Source organism: Halomonas bluephagenesis (assembly GCF_054790765.1).
The window spans coordinates 439,264-459,998 of record NZ_CP133631.1 but is presented as its reverse complement, the minus strand read 5'-3'; the positions used below and the strand labels follow the sequence as shown (position 1 = coordinate 459,998).

General features: G+C 52.5%; 19 protein-coding genes. 7 read left to right on the top strand and 12 right to left on the bottom strand.

Going from position 1 to position 20,735, the window contains the following annotated elements:
• Window positions 1–16 precede the first annotated feature (16 nt).
• Together parC and serB are read left to right on the top strand one after the other, a co-directional pair.
• Complete coding sequence (parC, locus tag REH51_RS02165; protein WP_234667752.1) at window positions 17–2,272, top strand: DNA topoisomerase IV subunit A; 2,256 nt, start codon at window positions 17–19, stop codon at window positions 2,270–2,272.
• Window positions 2,273–2,275: 3 nt separating this feature from the next.
• Entirely contained in the window at window positions 2,276–3,481 is a 1,206-nt protein-coding gene (gene serB, locus REH51_RS02160; RefSeq protein ID WP_009721917.1) for a phosphoserine phosphatase SerB, read from the top strand.
• 48 nt (window positions 3,482–3,529) lie between these two features.
• Here serB and REH51_RS02155 read toward each other — a convergent pair whose 3' ends face one another.
• The 7 genes from REH51_RS02155 to REH51_RS02125 form a co-directional block, all read right to left on the bottom strand.
• Window positions 3,530–4,363, bottom strand: coding sequence for a DUF6694 family lipoprotein (locus tag REH51_RS02155; RefSeq protein ID WP_234667755.1), 834 nt, complete (start codon window positions 4,361–4,363; stop codon window positions 3,530–3,532).
• 143 nt (window positions 4,364–4,506) lie between these two features.
• A complete protein-coding gene (locus REH51_RS02150; protein ID WP_009721919.1) occupies window positions 4,507–4,893 on the bottom strand; it encodes a Na+/H+ antiporter subunit G in 387 nt (128 codons plus the stop codon).
• Window positions 4,894–4,921: 28 nt separating this feature from the next.
• Window positions 4,922–5,191: a K+/H+ antiporter subunit F gene (locus REH51_RS02145; protein ID WP_009721920.1), complete on the bottom strand. Its 270-nt coding sequence runs from the start codon at window positions 5,189–5,191 to the stop codon at window positions 4,922–4,924.
• A complete protein-coding gene (locus REH51_RS02140; RefSeq protein ID WP_009721921.1) occupies window positions 5,185–5,682 on the bottom strand; it encodes a Na+/H+ antiporter subunit E in 498 nt (165 codons plus the stop codon). The genes REH51_RS02145 and REH51_RS02140 overlap by 7 nt, the downstream gene beginning before the upstream one ends.
• Window positions 5,679–7,190 (bottom strand): monovalent cation/H+ antiporter subunit D, encoded by a 1,512-nt coding sequence (locus REH51_RS02135; RefSeq protein ID WP_009721922.1) that lies wholly within the window; start codon window positions 7,188–7,190, stop codon window positions 5,679–5,681. Before REH51_RS02135 ends, REH51_RS02140 begins: the two co-directional genes overlap by 4 nt.
• Window positions 7,187–7,519 (bottom strand): Na+/H+ antiporter subunit C, encoded by a 333-nt coding sequence (locus tag REH51_RS02130; RefSeq protein WP_009721923.1) that lies wholly within the window; start codon window positions 7,517–7,519, stop codon window positions 7,187–7,189. Before REH51_RS02130 ends, REH51_RS02135 begins: the two co-directional genes overlap by 4 nt.
• The gene (locus REH51_RS02125; RefSeq protein WP_009721924.1) at window positions 7,519–10,350 is read right to left on the bottom strand and encodes a monovalent cation/H+ antiporter subunit A; all 2,832 of its coding nucleotides are present in this window, start codon (window positions 10,348–10,350) and stop codon (window positions 7,519–7,521) included. The genes REH51_RS02130 and REH51_RS02125 overlap by 1 nt, the downstream gene beginning before the upstream one ends.
• Window positions 10,351–10,508: 158 nt before the next feature.
• Between REH51_RS02125 and REH51_RS02120 the strand changes: the two genes are divergently transcribed.
• Both REH51_RS02120 and leuA read left to right on the top strand, forming a co-directional pair.
• The gene (locus tag REH51_RS02120) at window positions 10,509–11,411 is read left to right on the top strand and encodes an ion transporter (protein WP_498936730.1); all 903 of its coding nucleotides are present in this window, start codon (window positions 10,509–10,511) and stop codon (window positions 11,409–11,411) included.
• Between the two features lie 16 nt (window positions 11,412–11,427).
• Window positions 11,428–13,134, top strand: a complete 1,707-nt coding sequence (gene leuA, locus REH51_RS02115) for a 2-isopropylmalate synthase (RefSeq protein ID WP_498936728.1) — start codon at window positions 11,428–11,430, stop codon at window positions 13,132–13,134.
• 72 nt (window positions 13,135–13,206) lie between these two features.
• Here the strand turns inward: leuA and epmB are convergent, their stop codons facing one another.
• Entirely contained in the window at window positions 13,207–14,238 is a 1,032-nt protein-coding gene (epmB, locus tag REH51_RS02110) for an EF-P beta-lysylation protein EpmB (protein WP_009721927.1), read from the bottom strand.
• Window positions 14,239–14,357: 119 nt separating this feature from the next.
• Between epmB and efp the strand changes: the two genes are divergently transcribed.
• Entirely contained in the window at window positions 14,358–14,924 is a 567-nt protein-coding gene (gene efp / locus REH51_RS02105; protein WP_009721928.1) for an elongation factor P, read from the top strand.
• Window positions 14,925–15,041: 117 nt separating this feature from the next.
• Window positions 15,042–16,022, top strand: a complete 981-nt coding sequence (gene epmA / locus REH51_RS02100) for an EF-P lysine aminoacylase EpmA (RefSeq protein ID WP_009721929.1) — start codon at window positions 15,042–15,044, stop codon at window positions 16,020–16,022.
• 17 nt (window positions 16,023–16,039) lie between these two features.
• Here the strand turns inward: epmA and asd are convergent, their stop codons facing one another.
• The 3 genes from asd to rsgA are packed head-to-tail and all read right to left on the bottom strand — an operon-like array spanning window position 16,040 to window position 18,799.
• Window positions 16,040–16,873 carry an archaetidylserine decarboxylase gene (gene asd / locus REH51_RS02095; protein WP_009721930.1) on the bottom strand — a complete coding sequence of 278 codons (834 nt, stop codon included), beginning with the start codon at window positions 16,871–16,873 and terminating at the stop codon, window positions 16,040–16,042.
• Window positions 16,874–16,883: 10 nt separating this feature from the next.
• Window positions 16,884–17,726, bottom strand: coding sequence for a sulfurtransferase (locus REH51_RS02090; protein ID WP_009721931.1), 843 nt, complete (start codon window positions 17,724–17,726; stop codon window positions 16,884–16,886).
• 53 nt (window positions 17,727–17,779) lie between these two features.
• Window positions 17,780–18,799 (bottom strand): small ribosomal subunit biogenesis GTPase RsgA, encoded by a 1,020-nt coding sequence (gene rsgA / locus REH51_RS02085; RefSeq protein ID WP_009721932.1) that lies wholly within the window; start codon window positions 18,797–18,799, stop codon window positions 17,780–17,782.
• A 146-nt stretch (window positions 18,800–18,945) separates the two neighbouring features.
• On the opposite strand from rsgA, the gene orn reads away from it, so the two are divergent.
• A complete protein-coding gene (gene orn / locus REH51_RS02080) occupies window positions 18,946–19,539 on the top strand; it encodes an oligoribonuclease (RefSeq protein WP_009721933.1) in 594 nt (197 codons plus the stop codon).
• Window positions 19,540–19,557: 18 nt separating this feature from the next.
• Here orn and queG read toward each other — a convergent pair whose 3' ends face one another.
• Complete coding sequence (gene queG / locus REH51_RS02075; protein WP_498936726.1) at window positions 19,558–20,670, bottom strand: tRNA epoxyqueuosine(34) reductase QueG; 1,113 nt, start codon at window positions 20,668–20,670, stop codon at window positions 19,558–19,560.
• Window positions 20,671–20,735 lie beyond the last annotated feature (65 nt).

Below are 20,735 nucleotides of genomic sequence, written 5' to 3'. Positions count from 1 at the left end.
GTTGTCAAGGTAGGATATGATCGACATGGATATTCAGGTAGCAGAGGGTGACGTCGAACGGCTGTCCCTGCGCGATTACACCGAAAAAGCGTACCTCGACTACTCGATGTACGTCATTTTAGACCGCGCCTTGCCCAATATTGGCGATGGGATGAAACCCGTGCAGCGGCGGATTATTTACGCCATGCGTGAGTTGGCGCTGCACGCCAATGCCAAGTACAAAAAGTCGGCACGTACCGTCGGTGATGTGCTGGGTAAGTTTCACCCCCATGGCGATAGCGCTTGTTATGAAGCGATGGTGCTAATGGCCCAGTCGTTTAGCTATCGTTATCCGCTGGTGGATGGGCAAGGTAACTGGGGTAGCCCTGATGACCCCAAATCCTTTGCTGCCATGCGCTACACCGAGGCCAAACTTTCCAAGTTTGCTGAAGTGCTGCTCAGTGAGTTAGGGCAGGGTAACGTGGACTGGACTCCTAACTTCGATGGCACGATGCAAGAGCCGGTAGTGCTTCCTGCTCGTTTGCCTCACGTGCTGCTCAATGGCGGTACGGGTATCGCGGTCGGGATGGCAACCGATATTCCGCCTCACAACGTGTCTGAGGTAGTAGAGGCAACTTGTCATCTGTTGCGGAATCCGGAAGCAACTACTGTCGATCTGATGGAATTTGTGCCTGCGCCGGATTTTCCCACTGATGCGGAAATTATCACGCCCAGGGAAGATCTGCGAAAGCTCTACGAATCTGGACGTGGCTCGGTCAAGCTGCGCGCCCGCTATGTGCGCGAAGAGGCCAATATCGTGATTACCGCCGTGCCTTACCAGGTCAGTGGTGCCAAGGTGTTAGAGCAGATCGCCGCGCAAATGCAGGCCAAAAAGCTGCCAATGGTGGCCGATCTGCGCGATGAGTCCACCCATGAAGAGCCTACCCGCTTAGTGATTGAGCCGCGCTCTAACCGTGTGGATGTTGAATCGTTAATGGCGCACCTGTTCGCCACCACGGATTTAGAAAAGAACGTGCGGGTGAACATGAACGTGATCGGCCTGGATGGCCGCCCCCGCGTGATGCCGCTCCCCGATATGCTGAGCGAGTGGCTGCGCTTTCGGCGAGCGACAGTACGCCGTCGTTTAGAGCATCGTTTAGGTAAAGTCGAAGATCGCCTGCATATTCTAGAAGGCTTACTGACAGCTTATCTCGACCTTGACGAAGTGATCCGTATTATTCGTGAAGAGGATGAGCCTAAGTCTGCGTTGATCGCTGCTTTTGGTCTTTCTGAGCGGCAAGCCGAAGCGATTTTAGAACTGCGATTGCGCCATCTTGCCAAGCTAGAAGAGATGAAAATTCGCGGCGAGCAAGATGAGCTTGAGAAAGAACGCAAGTCGCTGCAAGGTCTGCTGGGTAGTGAAGCGAAGCTAACCACATTAATTGAAAAAGAGATCCGTGCGGCGGGTAAAGAGCATGGTGATGCGCGTCGTTCGCCGCTGGTTGAGCGTACTGAAGCGAAAGCCCTCTCTGAAGTAGAGCTATTAGGTGCTGACCCGATTACTGTGGTGCTATCGGATAAAGGTTGGATTCGTGCGGCGAAAGGCCATGATATCGATCCTGAAGGGCTCTCCTATAAAGCAGGCGACAGTTTCCAATTGGCGGCTCGTGGTAAAACCAACCAACCTTTGGTGTTGTTAGACGACACTGGCCGCGCTTATACCCTGGCGGCGCATAACTTGCCCAGCGCCAGAGGCCAGGGGGAACCGGTCACTGGACGGGTCAACGTGTCGGCAGGGGCGCGAATGGCAGGGTTAATGCTGGCGCCGCCGACAAAGCGCTACGTGTTGGCCAGTGATGGTGGCTATGGTTTTGTCGCGCAGCTTGAAGCCCTGACAGGTAAAAATAAAGCCGGTAAAGCGGTGCTTAGCGTGCCTAAAGGGTGCAGCGTTATGCCCCCCGTGGAAGTGCCGGAAGGCGAAGGACATTGGGTGGCATCGGTTTCCAATGAAGGCAGGTTGCTGCTGTTCCCGTTAGACCAACTGCCTGAAATGGCCAAAGGGAAAGGCAATAAAATGCTCGATATCCCAGGCCCACGCGCGGCGCGTCGTGAAGAGTTTGTGCGTGATATTGCCGTTGTGGCAGACGGTGGTGAGCTTATTATTCATACAGGTAAGCGTAAGCTAACCCTGAAAGCTGACGATCTCGCGTATTATCGTGGTGAACGCGGTAGGCGAGGCAGCAAACTGCCGCGCGGTTTCCAAAAAGTAGATTGTTTAGAGGCAGGGGAGTAAGTCATGGCAACACGCTATTTGATTCGTGCGTCCGGGGTTGCGCGCCCAGGGCAGTTGGCTGGCCTGGGTAAGGCGTTGGCGGCGGGAGGCGCTCGGCTGTTGGATATTAATCAAAGCGTGACGTTTGGCATGCTCTCTTTGGAAATGCTGGTGGGGCTTGATCAGGACAGCGCTTTGGAAGCTGCCCTGAGTGAAGCGGGGGATACGCTAGCGTTAGACGTACAAGCAATTGCGGTGAGTGGTGACGATTATCAGCGCTGGAGCGAGCAGGCCAGTCAACCAAGACTGATTTTAAGCCTGCTAGCCCCTAAGTTACCTGCTGGTATATTAGCTGAAGTAGGTGCGCTGACTGCTGAGTTTGGTCTCACCGTTGAACTTATCCATCGCCTTTCAGGCCGAGAAGCGCTTGAAGGTGACTCGCCTGCTAACGGTGCTTGCGTTGAGTGTTGGCTCAGGGGAAGCGATGCGGAGCTAGAAGCTCTACGTGAAAAGGCCTTAGCGCTAGGTGCTCAGCATGGTGTCGATATTGCTATTCAAGAAGACTCTATCTGGCGTCGGCATCGTCGTTTAGTGTGTTTTGATATGGATTCGACGCTGATCAAGACCGAGGTGATTGATGAGCTGGCTCGCCGCCATGGGGTCGGAGATGAAGTCGCCGACGTGACCGAGCGAGCGATGCGGGGCGAGTTGGATTTTCAGGAAAGCTTCCGCGAGCGTATGAGTAAGCTAGCCGGTTTGGATGAGTCGGTCTTGAAGGAGATTGCCGCCGAACTGCCGCTGATGGACGGCGTCGAACGGCTGATGGCGAACTTAAAGCGTTTTGGTTACCGCACAGTGATACTGTCGGGGGGCTTTACCTACTTCGCTCGTCATCTTCAGGATAAGCTCGGCTTTGACGAAATCCACGCCAACGAGCTGGTGATTGAAAACGGCAAAGTGACCGGTGAAGTAAAAGAGCCGATTGTCGATGCACAGCGCAAAGCCGACCTTTTGGAACAAATTGCGCTACGGGAAGGCTTTACCTTAGAGCAGACTATTGCCGTCGGCGATGGTGCCAACGACCTTAAAATGCTGGCGAAAGCGGGCCTTGGGATCGCATTTCGTGCCAAGCCTGTGGTTCGTGCGCAAGCCCGCCAAGCAATTTCAACGTTGGGAATTGATGCGGTGCTGTATTTAATCGGGTATCGAGAGGCAGATCTAATCGACTGATTAAGAGTGCTGCCAAACGAACAGGCGGTGTCTTAGCACCGCCTCTGGTTAGTTGACAGTATGGGCATTAACACCGCCATATTCAGCACGCAGCGCTTCTAGTTTTGCGGTTTCATTTTCGCTAAGCGGTGGTGAATTCCAGAGGGGCTCGCCTTGCGCATCATTTATCCCTTGCAGTGTTAAGGTTAGCTCCGTATTACGGGGGATCTGGTTATTTCCCCAGGGACCGAAGCGGTTGGGTGCAAGGCTCCACTGTGCGGTCTCGCCGGGCGCTAGGCCGCCAGCAATAACATAGTAAAATTTCTCGTCGACCCACGGTGTCTCGCGGTCTGGACTGGTCAATACGCCATGTAAAAATAATTCTGAAATCACCTGCTCAGAGCCATTGGTGACTTGAAGGTCAATCACAGGTTCAAATGCGCCGTAGGGGCTTGTGCTGATGTAGTAATCGGCACTTTCAATGCTTACCTGGGCGCGTTGCTGTTGGTCGTGTGCAGCGCTAGCCTGTTTGGTTTCTAGGCGATCAAGTGTTTGTAGCGCCTGCTCGCGTTCGCGGGCGCGACGTTCACGCAGCATTTTGTCGGCGCGTTCTATCACCTCATCGCCCGTAAGGCCATGCATGTAGGCGTTCGCTGACTCGGCAATTTCGGCGGCATTCATACGTTGGGCATTAAGTAAATCGATGCCGCTAAACGATGACATGGCAATAATAGTGAGTGCCTGGTCGAACTCATCACGTTTGTAGGTGGGGAGTGAATCACGCACTTTCTCAACGGAGACAACGGCGGCTGGCATTGAGCTTGTGTCTATTTTGGGGTCTGAGCAACCCGCTATCATCAACGTGGTTAATGACAGCGCCGACAACCTAAGCAGGCTCCACATATAATTACCTCAAAACAGGCTAACAAAACGCAAGGAGCTTACCGGAAAGTGTCGCTTCCCACTACTGTCTCGCGCCTTTGAAGTATAAAAAGCGCCGGCGTTTCAGCCAGCGCTTAGCGATCAAGAACGGATGTCCTTATCTTTCAGCCGTGCCCCTTATCAGGGTGCGGTACGGGTTTTTCACCTACTTCTTCTGAACGCAGTTCTACCGGTTTGCCCTGGGTTTTGTCAGCGTGCTTGAGCTGCATGTGGAGGCCCGTTTTAGCGAGCAAGTGAGCGCTAACCGGTGCAGTAATGAACAAAAACAGAGTAATCAACAGTTCTTGCGCGTCAGGTTTACCGTCGATGCTCCAAAAGTAACCCATTGAGGCGACAAGCATACAGCCTATACCAAGCGTGGTGGCTTTGGTGGGGCCATGCAGGCGCATGTAGAAGTCTCTTAAGTGGGCGAGACCCAGCGAGCCGATAAAGACGAAAATACCGCCTGCTACTAACAGTAGTGAAATTAGCGCTTCGACAAAAAACGACATTGGCGCATCTCCTGAGACGTTACACGGTTCATTCGATAATATCCCCGCGTAAAATGTACTTACATACTGCCACCGTGCTGATAAAGCCGAGCATGGCAATTAACAACGCAGACTCAAAATAAGTCTTGGTGTTGAGCCATAGTCCCAGCAGCACGATCAGCGCAATCGAATTGACATACATGGTGTCGAGCGCCAACACACGGTCTGGCAGGTCAGGGCCAATGGTTAAGCGATAAAGATTCATCAATAGCGCCATTACCACCAGCGCTAAGGTAATCACCAGTGCAGCGCTTAGCATTCGTAAATCTCCTTAAGTGGACGCTCATAGCGCTCGCGTATTTGGGCAATTAAGGCGTCCTCATCGTTCACATTAAGTGCATGAATAAGTAGCGATTTACCGTCCATGCGTAAATTTGCCGAGACGGTGCCTGGTGTAAGACTGATGGTGCTGGCGAGTAGCGTAATAGTGAACCGCTCTTCAAGCATCAGCGGATATTCAATAAAGTGGGGTTTGACCTTACGCCAGGGGTTAGCAATTAAGTACGCCACCTCGAAATTGGCGGTCACGATATCGCCTAGTACGCGAAGCCCAAAACGCAACAGTTTGAACGGTTTACCAATGCGCGGACGTGCATCCCAAAAGCGGTGGGTCAATAACGGAATGAGGATGGCCAGCGCGCCGCCTAGCACAATCTGACCAAACGCAAAGCTACGCACGAGTAATAGCCATACTAATAGCAGCAGCAGTGATAGTACCGGCGTAGGAAGCCAAGCGCGGGGGGCAATCATTGGGCGTCTCCAGCATCAGGCAGAAGCGTATTAATCAACAGCTGTGGGTTTGCCAGCTGCTCTCCCGTGGCTTGAGTATAGCTACTCACAGGCCCTGCAAAGATCACCATTAGTGGTGCCGCGCTGAGCAGCCACAGCATGCCAATCCATTGGTAGCGAGAGAGGGAGCTGCCGCTTGGGCTGCCACGGTGGCTGCGCCAAAACAGCGTAGAGCCTGCGCGAGATAGTGCAATTAATGACGCGAGACTCGTTAATAGCAGTAGTGGCCAAAGCCACACACGCTCACTACCTTCTGCGGCATTAAGCATCAGTGCTTTCCCGAGCGCCCCGGATAGCGGTGGTAAACCCGCCACGGCAATGGCACCGATAAAAAAGGTAATCGCCAGGGCATTTCCTTGTATCAATGGGCGGCCTTTAACAATGCGTGTGCCAGGTTTACCCCGCTGAAGGCCAATCATTTCGGCCAGTAGAAAGAGCCCGCCGGTAATCAACGTAGTGTGAATAAGATAATAAAGCAGTGCTGATGTCGCAGCAGGGGAACGCATGCCAATTCCGGCCAGTAGCGTACCTACCGAGATAAGTACCAGGTACGCTATTAACAGGCGCAAATCACGTGCGGCCATAACGCCGACACCTGCTGCGGCTAACGTTGCGAGTGCTAACCACCATACCCAGGGCTGCTCTAGCGCCACTAAACCACCCGCCTGATCGCTGAATATCAGTGAATAAACACGCAAAATCGCGTAAATACCCACCTTCGTCATAATGGCGAATAACGCTGCCACTGGCGCAGGCGCTGCTGCATAAGCGCGGGGCAGCCAAAAGTAGAGGGGCAAAATAGCCGCTTTTAAACCGAAAACCACTAGCAGCATCAATGCCCCTGCGGTGACTAAGCCTTCGCGCTCAGCAGGCAGGTTGGCCAGTTTGTGAGCCATGTCGGCCATGTTCAGCGTACCCGTTGCACCATATAGAATGCCCACGGCAATCAGAAACAGCGAAGAGCCCGCTAAGTTGAGCACGACATAGTGAACACTGGCCTGGATGCGTGCTTTGCCTCCGCCATGCAGTAGTAACGCGTAAGAGGCTAGCAGCAACACTTCGAAAAAGACGAAGAGATTAAACAGGTCGCCGGTTAAAAAAGCACCGTTAATGCCTAGCAACTGCCATTGAAACAGGCCGTGAAAGTTACTGCCTTTTTCATCATCACCGCCGCAGGCAAAAATGACCGCACCGACCGCCAGAATAGCGGTCACTAACACCATTAATGCCGACAATCGATCAAGCACCAGCACTACGCCAAACGGTGGCTGCCAGTCGCCCAGCGCGTAGTAAGTAATGTCGCCACTCGCTGCTTGGTTGACCAGTGCAATTGAGACGAATAACAAGAGCACAGAGGCGACAACGCTAACCGCGCGCTTATAGCGTACTAATCCTTGGCGTTGATAAAGCAACAAAATGCCCGCGACTAACGGTAGCACCACGGGTAAAACAATCAGGTGTTGAATCATTCGTGGTCTTCCTTTTTGCCGTCGACATGGTCGTTACCCACTTCGCTGCGTGCACGCATGGCCAGGATGACCACAAAGGCGGTCATCGCAAAACCAATGACGATCGCTGTCAACACCAGTGCCTGGGGCAGCGGGTCAGCAATGTTCGTGCTTTCATTTACCAGTGCAGCTCCGTCCGTAGTCAAGCCACCCATGGAAAACAAAAACAGGTTGACCGCATAGGAGAGCAGCGTCAGACCAACCACGACCGGAAAGGTGCGTCCCCGCAGCGTTAAATAGAGTCCACACGCGGTTAATATGCCCGTCGTAATGGCATAGAGCATTTCCATTAGAGAGACTCCTTGTCATTGGGCGTATACGAATTATCGGTGGCTTTTGGGTCTGTGACGGGCCGATGGGGTGTGGTGACTTTACCCAGATTGGCAAGAATCATCAGTGTTGCACCAACAACGGCTAAGTAAACGCCGAGATCGAATAGCAGTGCGGTGGCCAGCTCAAAGGTGCCAACCAGTGGCAACGTAAAGTAACCGAAAGACGATGTTAGAAACGGGTAGCCCAACAGCCAACTGCCTAGCCCCGTGAGTGTTGCAATGGCCACCCCTACCACGGCAACCGGCTGGAAGGGGAAGTTAAGGCGTTCTTGCGCCCATTCCACACCGCGCGCCATATACAGCAAGATAAGCGCGACAGCGGTAATCAAGCCAGCGATAAAACCGCCGCCAGGTTGATTATGGCCGCGCAAGAAGATAAACGCAGAAACCAGCAGCGCTAGTGGCAGTAACGTCATTGAAATCGACGTTAAAATGGCGGGATAGCGATCAGGTGACCACACGCGACCTTCGCCATCGCTATGAGGGATAAACAGGCGTAGTCGGTTTAATAGTTTAAAAATCGCTAAACCTGCAATGGCCAGTACCGTAATCTCGCCAAGCGTATCGAAGCCACGGAAGTCGACCAGGATCACGTTGACGACGTTGTAGCCGCCGCCGCCAGGTTTACTGTTTTCAACAAAAAACTCAGAAATCGACAGCGTTTCACGCGTCATCACCGCATAGTTAAGGCTAGCCACCACTAAGCCTAGTGCGCCTGCCAGTAACATATCCCGTATGTTGCGCTTAGGGCTCGATTCGCGTGGTGTTTTTTGGGGTAAGAAAAACAGCGCTAACATCAGCAATATCATGGTAACAACCTCTACTGATAGCTGAGTCAGTGCCAGGTCTGGGGCAGAAAAGCGTGCAAAGGTGAGTGCAACGAATAAGCCTACGACCGAAAGCATCAGTAATGAAATTAACCGGTATCGATGGGTGGCAGCGGTTGCCACTCCCCCAAATATCAGCATGCCTGCACCTAACAAAACAATGCCATCAATCGGCTGATTGCCTTTTGAGCCAGTTAAGTCGTCAATGTTTGCCAAGCCAATCACGCCCATCAGTAACGCCGCGAAAAGCAGCCAACCCATGTAGCGCTGAAGTGAGTTGCCTTCAAGCTTGGTGATCAGTTGTTCGGCCCGATAACCGAGTGTGACGATAAAACGCTCAAAAACGCGGCGCGCATCAACACTGGCAAATGGCTGCACGAAACGGCGTAGATCAGCATGGCGCCAATACAGCGCAATTCCCGCAACAAAAGCCAGCGCACTCATGATTAAGGGGAGGTTGACGCCGTGCCAAATAGCCAAATGGAAATCAAGCGGCTCGCCCAGTACGGCTTGGGTCGCCAGTTGCAAAATGCCAGTGGCAAAGAAAGCGGGGAAGAGCCCGACTAAGACACAAAGTGCCACTAGAACTTCCACAGGCAGACGCATTAAATGCGGTGGCTCGTGAGGAGCTTTAGGTGTTGCTTCTTTAGCGGGTTTGTAAAAAACCGCATGCACCAAGCGCACTGAATAAGCCACTGAAAGAATGCCCCCTAACGCTGCCAGCGCAGGGAGTAACCAACTAAGTCCACCTAGTACCGGGGTGGCTAGCGTTTCGGTAAAGAACATCTCTTTAGAAAGAAAACCATTAAATAGCGGTACACCTGCCATAGCAGCGGCGGCCAGGGTGGTCAGTAGCGCTGTAACAGGCATGGCCTTTTTCAGACCCCCAAGTTGCTTGAGTTCTCGGGTGCCCGTTTCATGATCGATAATCCCTGCGCTCATAAACAGGGCGGCTTTGAAGGTGGCATGATTCAAAATATGAAACAGGGCTGCTAGCACCGCCATTGGACTACCAATACCCAATAATACGGTGATCAAGCCTAGATGACTGACGGTTGAGAACGCCAGAATTCCCTTGAGGTCGGTCTTGAATAGAGCAAACCAAGCGCCGTAGAGCAGCGTGATAGTGCCTATTAATGGCACCACTACGCTCCAAAGTTCGCTACCAGCAATGGCAGGATGCAACCGCGCCATTAGAAAAATACCCGCTTTCACCATAGTGGCAGAGTGCAGATACGCTGAGACTGGCGTTGGGGCTGCCATGGCATGAGGTAGCCAAAACTGGAAGGGAAACTGCGCTGATTTGGTGAATGCACCGAGTAGGACCAGACCAAGCATCAGTGGATAGCGCGGGTCGGCTACGATCGCAGCACCACTGCTGAGTACATCGTCCATTCGGTAGCTCCCCGCCATATCGCCCAGCAGCAGTATGCCTGCTAGCAGGGCCAAACCACCGGCACCAGTAACGGTAAGTGCCATGCGGGCACCTTTACGGGCATCACTGCGGTAGGACCAAAAGCCAATCAACAAAAATGATGAAAGACTGGTTAGTTCCCAGAATAACCAGAGTAAGATGAGGTTGTCTGACATTGAAATACCTACCATCGATGCCATAAATAGCATGAGAAACGCGTAAAAACGTCCAAATGGCTCATCTTTGGCTAGGTAAAAATGGGCATACAATATAATCAGAAGGCCGATGCCCAAAATCAGCAGATTAAAGAGCAGTGACAGGCCATCTAATCGAAATGCCAGCTCTAGGCCTAGCTCGGGCATCCATACCGCGTTAAAACGCAGCGCTTCACCTTCTAACAGGGCAGGGATCTGCAACAGTGTCAGCAGCAGGGCAACAGCGGGCAGTATGCTTGTCGCCAGCGAGCACAAGGTGCGGCCGCGTTGGGCAGTTAATGCCGGCACCAGCACGCCTAGCAGGGGCAGTAAGGCTATCCACAGCAGTGTCATGGGCTTATCCAGCGCAAAAAATCATAGAATACCAAGGTCGCGATAGGTACCTGGGTGACGGAGATACATCAAGTGAAACAGCAGGGTATCACTTGTATAGTAAGTGCGTGATTTTAGTATAAAGTGATGCCGTTAACCGTTTAGAGACTCCTCGTTCCATGAGTGAACCATTCAATACCTGGCAAGCCCGCTTCGAAAAACTGCGTAGCAACAAGCTGTTTGAAGGATTAGTGATTTCCATCATTGTGATTTCCGCGCTGGTGATAGGCGCGAAAACCTATGAGGAAACCTCCCGGATAGAGCAGTGGCTGGTTTATCTAGATATTGCGGTAACCGTGTTCTTTCTGATTGAGATTTTGATCAGAATGGCAGCCGAGCGCAACTTAGTCAGCTTTTTTAAGAAAGGCTGGAATGTTTTCGACTTCTTGATAGTGACCGCAAGCCTGATACCGATGGACGATTCGGAGATGGTGCTGCTGGCACGCTTGCTGCGAATATTCCGCGTTTTACGCTTGGTATCGATGATTCCTGAGCTGCAAATGCTGTTGGTAGCGCTGGTGAAATCCATACCCCGCATGGGCTATGTTGTACTGTTGATGTTTATTATCTTCTACATCTATGGCGCTGTGGGAAGCTTTCTGTTCCACAATGTTGATGAAGGCCTTTGGGGGAATATTGCCCTTGCTATGTTGACGCTGTTCCAAGTGGCGACGTTTGAGAGCTGGGCAACCGCTGTACTTTATCCAACGATGGAGGTCTATCCTTATGCGTGGATTTATTTCCTAACCTTTATTTTTCTTAACGCGTTTATTTTCCTCAATATGATGATTGGCATTGTGCTGGACGTCATGCAAAAAGAGAGTGCCCAGCTAGATTTAGATAGTGGTGAAGGGGACTCTGCCCAACTTCAAGCGTTGCGTAGCGACGTGCATACGTTAAAAGCCCAGCTTGATCGTATGGAGGCTGCCATGGCCCATAAAGGCACTCCATCAACTTCAAGTGACCAGGCCGACCAGTCTAAAACAGGGTTGCCAAAAACAGAGTTGCCAAAAACAGAGTAACGAAAGGAGCGCCGCCATGATGTTGTCCGACCCTTCTAAAAAATATCGCCCCTTCGTGGCCGTTGACTTGCCTGACCGCCATTGGCCTAGCCAGCGCATCCAAGTGCCGCCAATGTGGTGCAGCGTAGACCTTCGTGATGGCAACCAGTCGTTAATCGACCCCATGGATCAAGAGCGCAAGCAGCGTTTGTTTGACCTGCTGTTGAAAGTTGGTTTTAAAGAAATTGAGGTGGGTTTTCCATCGGCCTCGCAAACTGACTTCGACTTTGTCCGTTCGTTGATAGAGCAGGATAAAATCCCTGATGATGTGACGATTCAAGTGCTGACCCAGGCGCGTCCGCATTTAATTGAACGCACGTTTGAAGCTCTTAAAGGCGCTAAAAACGCCATTGTGCACGTCTACAATGCCACCGACCCGATGTTTCGGCGGGGAGTGTTTAATGTAGATAAAACAGAGTGCGTTCAGATCGCGGTTGATGCGACGGCGCAAATTCGCGATTTAATGGCCGCTAATCCAGAGACTCACTGGACCTTCCAGTACTCGCCTGAACTATTCACCACCACGGAGATGGACTTTGCGGTAGAGATTGTCGAAGCGGTAATGGATACCTTTGGGCCTAGCATTGATAACCGTATGATCGTCAATTTACCGGCCACCGTAGAAGTCGCAACACCCAATAACTATGCCGATCAAATTGAATGGTTCTGTCGCCATGTGAAAAAGCGCGACACGTTAATTGTCAGTGTGCACCCGCATAATGACCGCGGTACTGGCGTAGCGGCAGCAGAATTGACGCTAATGGCCGGTGCTGATCGGGTGGAAGGTACGCTGTTTGGCAATGGCGAGCGTACTGGTAACGTGGATATCGTGACGCTTGCTATGAACCTTTACACTCAAGGCGTTCACCCGAATCTGGACTTCTCCAACATTACGCCCATCATGCGCGAGGTGGAGTACTGCAACCAGTTACCCGTTCATCCACGCCATCCCTACGTCGGCGATTTAGTATTTACCGCGTTTTCAGGGTCGCACCAGGATGCGATTAAAAAAGGCATGGCTGATCGTCGTGCCCATCCTGAAGCATCTTGGGATGTACCATACTTACCCATCGATCCGCTGGATGTGGGGCGCAGCTATGAAGCGGTGATTCGCGTTAACAGTCAGTCTGGTAAAGGCGGTATTTCCTATCTGCTGGAGCAAGAGCACGGCATTGAACTGCCGCGCAGGCTGTCGATTGAATTTAGCCAAGTAGTCCAAGAAGTCGCTGATCGCACTGGGCGTGAAATTACCTCACAAATGATTTACCAGGCGTTTGCTGACGAGTACCTGGAGCAGCATTCGCCGCTGGTGTTGATTAGCCATCGCCTCTCTTCTGAGCCAGAAAGCCCAAAAGTTGCGCTTGAAGCGATACTGGAAAGCAGTGGCGAGCGCCAAACGGTAACCGGCGAGGGCAATGGCCCACTGGCTGCCTTTATCAAAGCGCTAGCGGCTAGCGGTCAGGACGTGGAAATAATCGACTACCATGAGCACTCCCGCGGACAAGGGGCTGATGCTGAAGCAATCGCCTATGTCGAGGTGCGCATTGATGGCAAAGCAGTGTTTGGTGTGGGCAGCGACGAAAGCATCACCAGCGCGTCTATGAAAGGTGTGCTTAGTGCCATTAACCGCCACCACTCCACCCAAGCGCCGCCTGCCAATGTCACTGCAGAAACGCTAGGCTAAATCCCCCGATTTAAAGTGATTGCTAGCATACCTATAAGGAGGCGTTGGCCTCTTTATAGGTAGTCAATATGTTTATGATAGCGACAGCGGCGTCTTGCTGGCTTTGCCAGGCACTTCGCGCACTAAGCGGGGCATCAAGAAACCTGGCAAGTGTTCAAGCAACCGGTTAATAAGCGCTTTGGCTTCCTCATCGGGCACGTCAAAATGGGCGGCGCCTTGCACAGGGTCGACCACATGCAAGTAGTAAGGCAGCACCCCTGCTTCAAACAGGCGTTCAGACAGAGTGGCCAGCGTGCTGACGCTATCGTTTATTCCGCGCAGTAACACGCTTTGGTTCAGCAGGGTGACACCCGCTTGCTTTAAGCGTGTGCAGGCATCGATGACCGCTTGGTCAATCTCATTGGCGTGGTTAATATGCAGCACCATGACTTTTTGCAAACGCGTCGACGTTAGCCAGCCAAGAAGGGCGTCATCAACCCGGTCGGGGATCACTACGGGTAGGCGAGTATGAATGCGCAGCCGCTTAAGGTGTGGGATGCTTTCGAGCTGTTCAACTAGCCACGCCAGTTGACGGTCGTTGGCAGCAAGCGGATCACCGCCAGAAAGAATCGCTTCGTGAAGGGTTGTGTCGCCGCGCAAGTAGTCCAGTGCTTCTTGCCACTGCGCTCTGGACGGCGAACTGTCGCTATAAGGAAAATGGCGGCGGAAGCAGTAGCGGCAGTTAATTGCACAAGCGGGGCTGGCAATTAACAGCACGCGGCCAGCGTACTTATGGATGAGCCCTTTAACGGGCTGGTGCTCCGCTTCTTCTAGTGGGTCGGTGACGTAACCTTGCGGTTTCAAGGCTTCATCGCTGACCGGAAGCACTTGGCGGAGCAGTGGGTCATTGGGGTCGTTGGGTACAATACGCGTAAGATAGGCGTCTGGCACACAGATCTCAAACAGCTGGTGCCCAGCAGAAGCACCAGGTAGCCAGCTTTCGTCCAAGTTCAAGTGCTTGCACAAAGTGGCCGGGTCGCGAATCGCTTGGGAAAGCTGCCGCTGCCATGACGCGTAAGTCTGGGTAGACGGGCGCTTATCAGCGATAATAATGTTCTCCTGCAAAAAAGCCCTCCTTCGGGTTATCATGCGCGCACTTATTAGACGACGCTTACAACGACATTATCAACGGAGAAGCATGGCTTCGCGCACTACGTTACTGAAATAAAACACTGAGAGGCATCATGGCGAACTATTCTACCAATGAATTCAAGGGCGGTTTGAAAGTAATGCTCGACGGCGATCCTTGTTCCATCGTCGAGAACGAACTGGTCAAGCCAGGCAAGGGGCAGGCATTTAACCGCGTTAAGCTACGTAACCTGATGACTGGCCGTGTTGGTGAGCGTACTTTCAAATCCGGAGACTCGCTGGAAGGTGCCGATGTCATGGATTTAGAGATGGAATATCTCTACACCGACGGCGATATGTGGCATTTCATGAAAACAGATGGCTCCTTTGAACAGTACGCTGTTGAAAAGAAAGCCTTGGGCGATACTGAAAAATGGCTCAAGGAGCAGGTGCCCTATATTATTACGCTTTGGAACGACAAAGCGATTTCCGTGACGCCACCCAACTTCATTGAACTGGAAGTGGTTGAGACGGATCCAGGTTTGAAAGGTGATACTGCCCAGGGTGGTTCCAAGCCTGCAACGCTGTCATCGGGTGCTGTTGTCCGCGTACCGTTGTTTATCAACCAGGGTGAAGTACTGAAGATTGATACGCGTTCTGGCGACTATGTTTCTCGGGCATAAGCGTTTTTTGACTATAAGCGCTGCTTGAGTGACCGGGGGATAGTTAGCCGCGAAAGCATCTACTTTATAAAGCCACGTAATAGCTATACGTGGCTTTATAGCATTGGGGAGACGTAAATGACGGCTAACTGGCAGCCAACGGCAAGTATCGAAACGTTGCGCGAGCGTGCGCGCTTAATCGCTGGGGTGCGTGCTTTTTTTGCTGAGCGCGGTGTACTTGAGGTAGAAACACCGGTGTTGGGGCAAGGTGGGAGCACCGATGTGCACTTAGTCTCGCTCTCCAGCTTGGCACGAACTGATAAAGGCCAGCGCAGGCTATGGCTGCAAACGTCGCCAGAGTTTCATATGAAGCGATTATTGGCCGCTGGCAGCGGGCCAATCTTTCAGCTTGCTAAAAGTTTCCGCGATGGTGAAATTGGCAGCCGCCATAATATTGAGTTCACCATGCTTGAGTGGTACCGCCCTGGATTTGCCTTGTCACAGCTGATTGATGAGACGACCACGCTGGTTGCCAACGTACTGCCGAGCTTTGCAGGCCCAGTAGTTCATTATCGCTACCGAGAGCTGTTTCATACCTACTTGGCGGTAGACCCCTTTACGACGTCTATTGACACACTACGTGCTTTGGCTACAGAGCGTGGCCAAATGCAAGCGCACGCGCTTGCAGAAGAGGGGCGCGATACCTGTCTAGATCTGTTAATGAGTATGGTGATTGAGCCAACACTTGGCCAAAACGAACTAAGCGTGGTCGTAGATTACCCCGCCAGCCAGGCGGCCCTGGCGCGCCGCCATCAAGATGCAGACGGTGAGTGGGTAGCCTCTCGTTTCGAGCTTTATCTCAGTGGTATTGAACTGGCAAATGGCTATGACGAACTGATTGATGCTGAAGAGCAGCGACTGCGTTTTAGTGAAGACAATGCCGAGCGTCGCCGTTTAGGCTTGCCTGAAGTAGATTGTGATGAGCAACTGCTAGCAGCGCTGCATCATGGAATGCCGGAAAGTGCAGGGGTAGCACTGGGCATGGATCGTCTTATTCAACTGGCGCTTGGTAAAGCACGTCTGGAAGACGTGCTTACCTTCTCAACACCTAATTGCTAGCGTTAATTGCTGGCGTTTTAAGGCGCGCCTAGGGTCTGGCCCATATGCACCTTGGCACCTAACGGATTATCTTCAAAAGCCACCGGCTTGGCGAAGCACATTACCACTGTTGAACCAAGCTTGAAGCGGCCCATTTCAGCTCCTCTTTCAAGCGTGATTGGCTGCCCGAAACGCATGCGCTGGGGGTGGCCTGAAAGCGGTGTCACCTGGCCTGCCCAGACAGTCTCAATAGCCGCGACAATCATCGCACCTACCAATACCATGGCCATTGGGCCGTGCTCGGTATCAAAAATGCAAACCAAACGCTCGTTACGAGCAAACAGCCCTGGCACGTAGTTAGCGGTTGCTTGGTTGACCGAAAAGAGTCGCCCTGGCACGTAGATCATCTCGCGTAATGTGCCCGTGGCCGGCATATGTACGCGGTGATAATCGCGAGGGGAGAGGTAAACCGTCGCAAAACTGCCGCCCATAAACTCTTCAGCTAGCGCGCTGTCGCCACCTAACAGGGTTTGGGCAGAAAATGTGTGGCCCTTCGCTTGTACTAACTGACCTGCCTGTAAACGACCGAATTGTGACAAGGTGCCATCAGCAGGGCTTAGCAGGCCCTCGCCCAATGGGCGAGCACCGTCTTTCAGCGCGCGGGTAAAGAAGTCGTTGAAAGTTGTATAAGCGGTGGGGTCTGGCTCCAGCGCTTGGCTCATATCCACGTCAAAACGTTTGATAAACGCCTTAATTAATTTGTCCTTCACCGAGGTGGCGTCGCACTGAGCGAGCTTACCTGTTAAGCGCGAAAGCGCATGGTGAGGAAGTGGATACTGAATGAGGGAAAATGCTTTTTGGGAAAGGGTCACAGTAATATTTTCACTTCTCAATCGGTGTGTCGTTGCGGTTGCCCCATTCGCCCCAAGAACCCGCATAGCCACGTATATTAAAGCCCAACGCTTTGCCGACTAACCACGTGAAGCTGCTGCGGTGATGGCTTTGGCAATGAGTGGCAATTTCCATTTCGGGCGTTAGGCCGAGCGCGCCTAGTTCGGTCATTAGCTCAGCATAATCGCGGATGCGAAGTGCGCGGTTGCGATCCATGGCGTCAAGCCAATCCATGTTGACTGCACCGGGGATATGGCCAAGGTGCTTGTTATTGCCCTTTTCACCATCAAACTCGCCTTTAGAACGGGCATCCCACACGGCGAACTGTTTATCCTCGAGCTTTTGTTTGATTTCGTCGCAGGTGATTAAGGCATGCGGGTTTAAGATCTCCGCTCGGTACTCACTTGGTGTTGGGGGGGTAGGTTCGGAGCTTTCTTCCAAGCCGGAGTCTCTCCATGCATGGATGCCGCCATTCAAATAGGAGTAACGGGTGTGACCGATTAGCTCCAGCGTCCATAGCAGTCGCGCTGCCCAGCCTCCGCCTTCATCGTCGTAAGCGATGACGTGAGTATCTCGTGTTAGGCCAAGTGCGCTGAACAGCCGTGAGAGGAACTCAGTGCTGGGCACGTCATTGGGTACCGGTCCTTCGCCACGCATTAGGTAGCGAAAATCAAGGTAAATGGCACCTGGTACATGGCCGTGGCGATAGCTATCGCCATTCGCTGGTACATCGATAATCAGCAATTGCGGATCATCCAGGTGCTCTTGAAGCTGCTCGGGCTCAACAATCAGCGGTAATAGATTAGTTTCCGATGAATGGCTAACGTTGCTCATTGACAGCTCCCTATCCTTAGCAAGTGACATGTCAGGCATCAAGCTAATAAAAATTATGCGTTTAAGCTATCGAGAATGCGTCGATAGCTGGCAAAACGTTCTGGATGAATCTTGCCTGCCTCGACTGCTTCAAGTAAAGCGCAGCCCGGTTCGTTGCGGTGGCGGCAATCTCTGAAGCGGCAGTGACCAATGAACGGATGAAACTCAATAAATCCATCGGTAACTTCCTGTTCATCAAGATGGATCAAACCAAACTCGCGAATACCAGGGGAGTCAATGAGCTCGCCGTCAGTCACTTCATCACTACTCATTGCATAAAGCCGAGCGGTGGTGGTGGTGTGAGTGCCTTTGCGCGAATCTTCTGACAGCGCGCCAATGCGCAAGGTTTCGTCGGGTAGCAGCAGATCAATCAGTGATGATTTGCCAACGCCACTCTGGCCGACAAACACCGATGTTCGCCCTTCAAGTTGCTGGCGCAATTCATCTAAGCCAGCTTCATTGGCAGTGGTGGTGCGAACCACGGTGTAGCCCAGAGATCGGTAGCGTTCAAGCAATTGTCCCAGCTTGCCACCATCTTCTGGCAGCAGGTCGGTTTTGTTGAGCACCAGCACGGGGGCAATGCCTGTGGCTTCGGCAGCAACTAGATATCGGTCAATCAGGTTAGGGTGCGGGGCGGGCTCTACCGCAAAGACGATCAGTAATTGATCAATGTTGGCCGCCACTGGTTTTAGCTGGCCCCGTGGATCTGGGCGCTTAAGCACACTGTCGCGCTCCTCTCGGGCCACGACGACGCCGGAACCATCTTGGCCTGCCCGCCAAATCACCCGGTCGCCGGTGACTAAGCCATCCAGGTTCGCACGAAGGTGGCAGCGTACGGGCGTACCATCGGCATCACGCACTTCTAATGTTCGCCCGAAGTGAGCCATGACTCGGCCCGGTTGTTCGGCACCATATTCGCCAGCGGCAAGTTTTTCAGCGTCTTTCACATCACGCTTTTCAGCACGTTGTGCACGTTCCGCTTGGACTTTATCGACTCGCCACTGTTGTTGGCGACTTAATTTACGTTTGCTCATGACCACCTGATGCTCGGTACAATAGTGGCATTGTACTCACCTGTGCAGTCTACTGTCCTGTATTGGGTGCTGGTTAAGGCAATATAAGCCACACTTTAACTCTAATCGCCGTATTAAGTGGCGGTACTGGCCAAGGATTGAATGTAATGAGCGAGCAAACTGCTGAGAACGCAACCCCGCGAGATGATTTGCTAGTGTGGATAGACTTGGAAATGACCGGTCTGGATCCAAATAAAGAGCGCATCATTGAAGTGGCCACACTGATTACCGATGCTGATTTAAACGTCGTAGCAGAAGGGCCTGTGATTGCGGTGAAGCAGCCTGACAGCCAACTGGCACAAATGGATGACTGGAATCAGAAGACCCACGGGGAAAGTGGGCTGGTGGCGCGCGTCAAAGCGAGCACGGTGACTGCTGCTGAGGCCGAGCAGCAAACGCTCGATTTTCTTCGCCACTATGTAGTGTCTGGCTCCTCGCCTATGTGTGGTAATAGCATTCATCAGGATCGGCGCTTCCTTGAGCGTGAAATGCCGGATCTTTGGGCGTTTTTCCATTACCGTAATTTGGACGTATCGACCGTTAAGGAGTTGGCCAAGCGCTGGAATCCAGGTGCTTTAGCAGGATTTAAAAAGCAGAATGTCCATTTGGCGATGGATGATATCAAGGAGTCAATTGCCGAGTTAGCTCACTATCGCAGTACGTTCTTACGCCTCGAAACGGTAACAGACGAAGAGGAGTAAGGTGGTTTAGAAAAGCGGCTAAGCGTCTTCAGTGGCAATTCTCGCACCACGCTTGAGGCGCTGCTCCTCGAGCGCCCAAGCAATGTGCTCACGCACTAAGCTGCTTGGGTAGGCTCTTCTTGCCCATAAGGCTGACTCAACAGCGCGACTCCAAGGGGCATTGCCTAGGCCAATGGCGAGATTGCGCAGCCAGCGTTCGTAGCCAATGCGCCTAATAGGACTGCCCGCTGTTTTATCCAAGAACTCGTCTTCACCCCAGGCAAACAGGCTAAGAAGGTCAGCGCGGTCAAGGTCATGACGCGGCGCAAAGTCATCTTCCTGGGTAATGCGGGTGAAGCGAGTGAAAGGACACACCAGTTGGCAGTCGTCGCAACCGTAAATACGATTGCCCATGGCGCGGCGAAATTCAGTCGGTATCGCCCCATGCAGTTCAATGGTGAGATAAGAGATGCATTTGCGCGAGTCGACGACCTTATCATCAACAATAGCGCCGGTTGGGCAGGCGGTGCGGCAAGCGTTACAGCTACCGCAGTGTTCTTGAGTAAACGGTGCATCGGTAGGTAGCGGTAGGTCGGTATACAGCTCGCCGAGGAAAAAAAGTGAGCCTGCCTTGGGGTTCAGTAGCATAGCGTTTTTACCAACCCAGCCAAGGCCTGCTTTTTGCGCTAAGGCGCGCTCCATGACGGGGGCAGAGTCTACAAACGCGCGATAGCCAAACGCGCCGACTTCCTGTTCGATATTTTTGGCTAGCTGCGCCAACCGTTTGCGCATTAATTTATGATAGTCGCGGCCCAGTGCATAGCGTGAAACATAGGCGCGGCTAGGCTGTCCAAGCACCTTTGTGCTTTCTACTTCAGCGGGTAAATAGTCCATGCGCACGCTGATAACCCGCTGGGTGCCGGGTTCGAGCTCTTCCGGGCGGGTGCGCTTGGTGCCATGTTTTGCCATAAAGCTCATGTCACCGTGGTAGCCTTTTTCAAGCCAGGCATCTAGGTGTGTTTCATGTGCCGCTAGCTGGGTGTCTGTAATGCCTACTTGCTGAAAACCTAGCTCTCGGCCCCAGGTCTTGATTAGGTCCGCAAGACGCGTTAAGTCATCATCAGATAGTGAAAAGGTGGTGGAACTTTGCATGGTAAATCAACGGTAGCGCGTTAAGCGCGCTATGCTAACGCATAAGTGGTTATCAACACACTAGC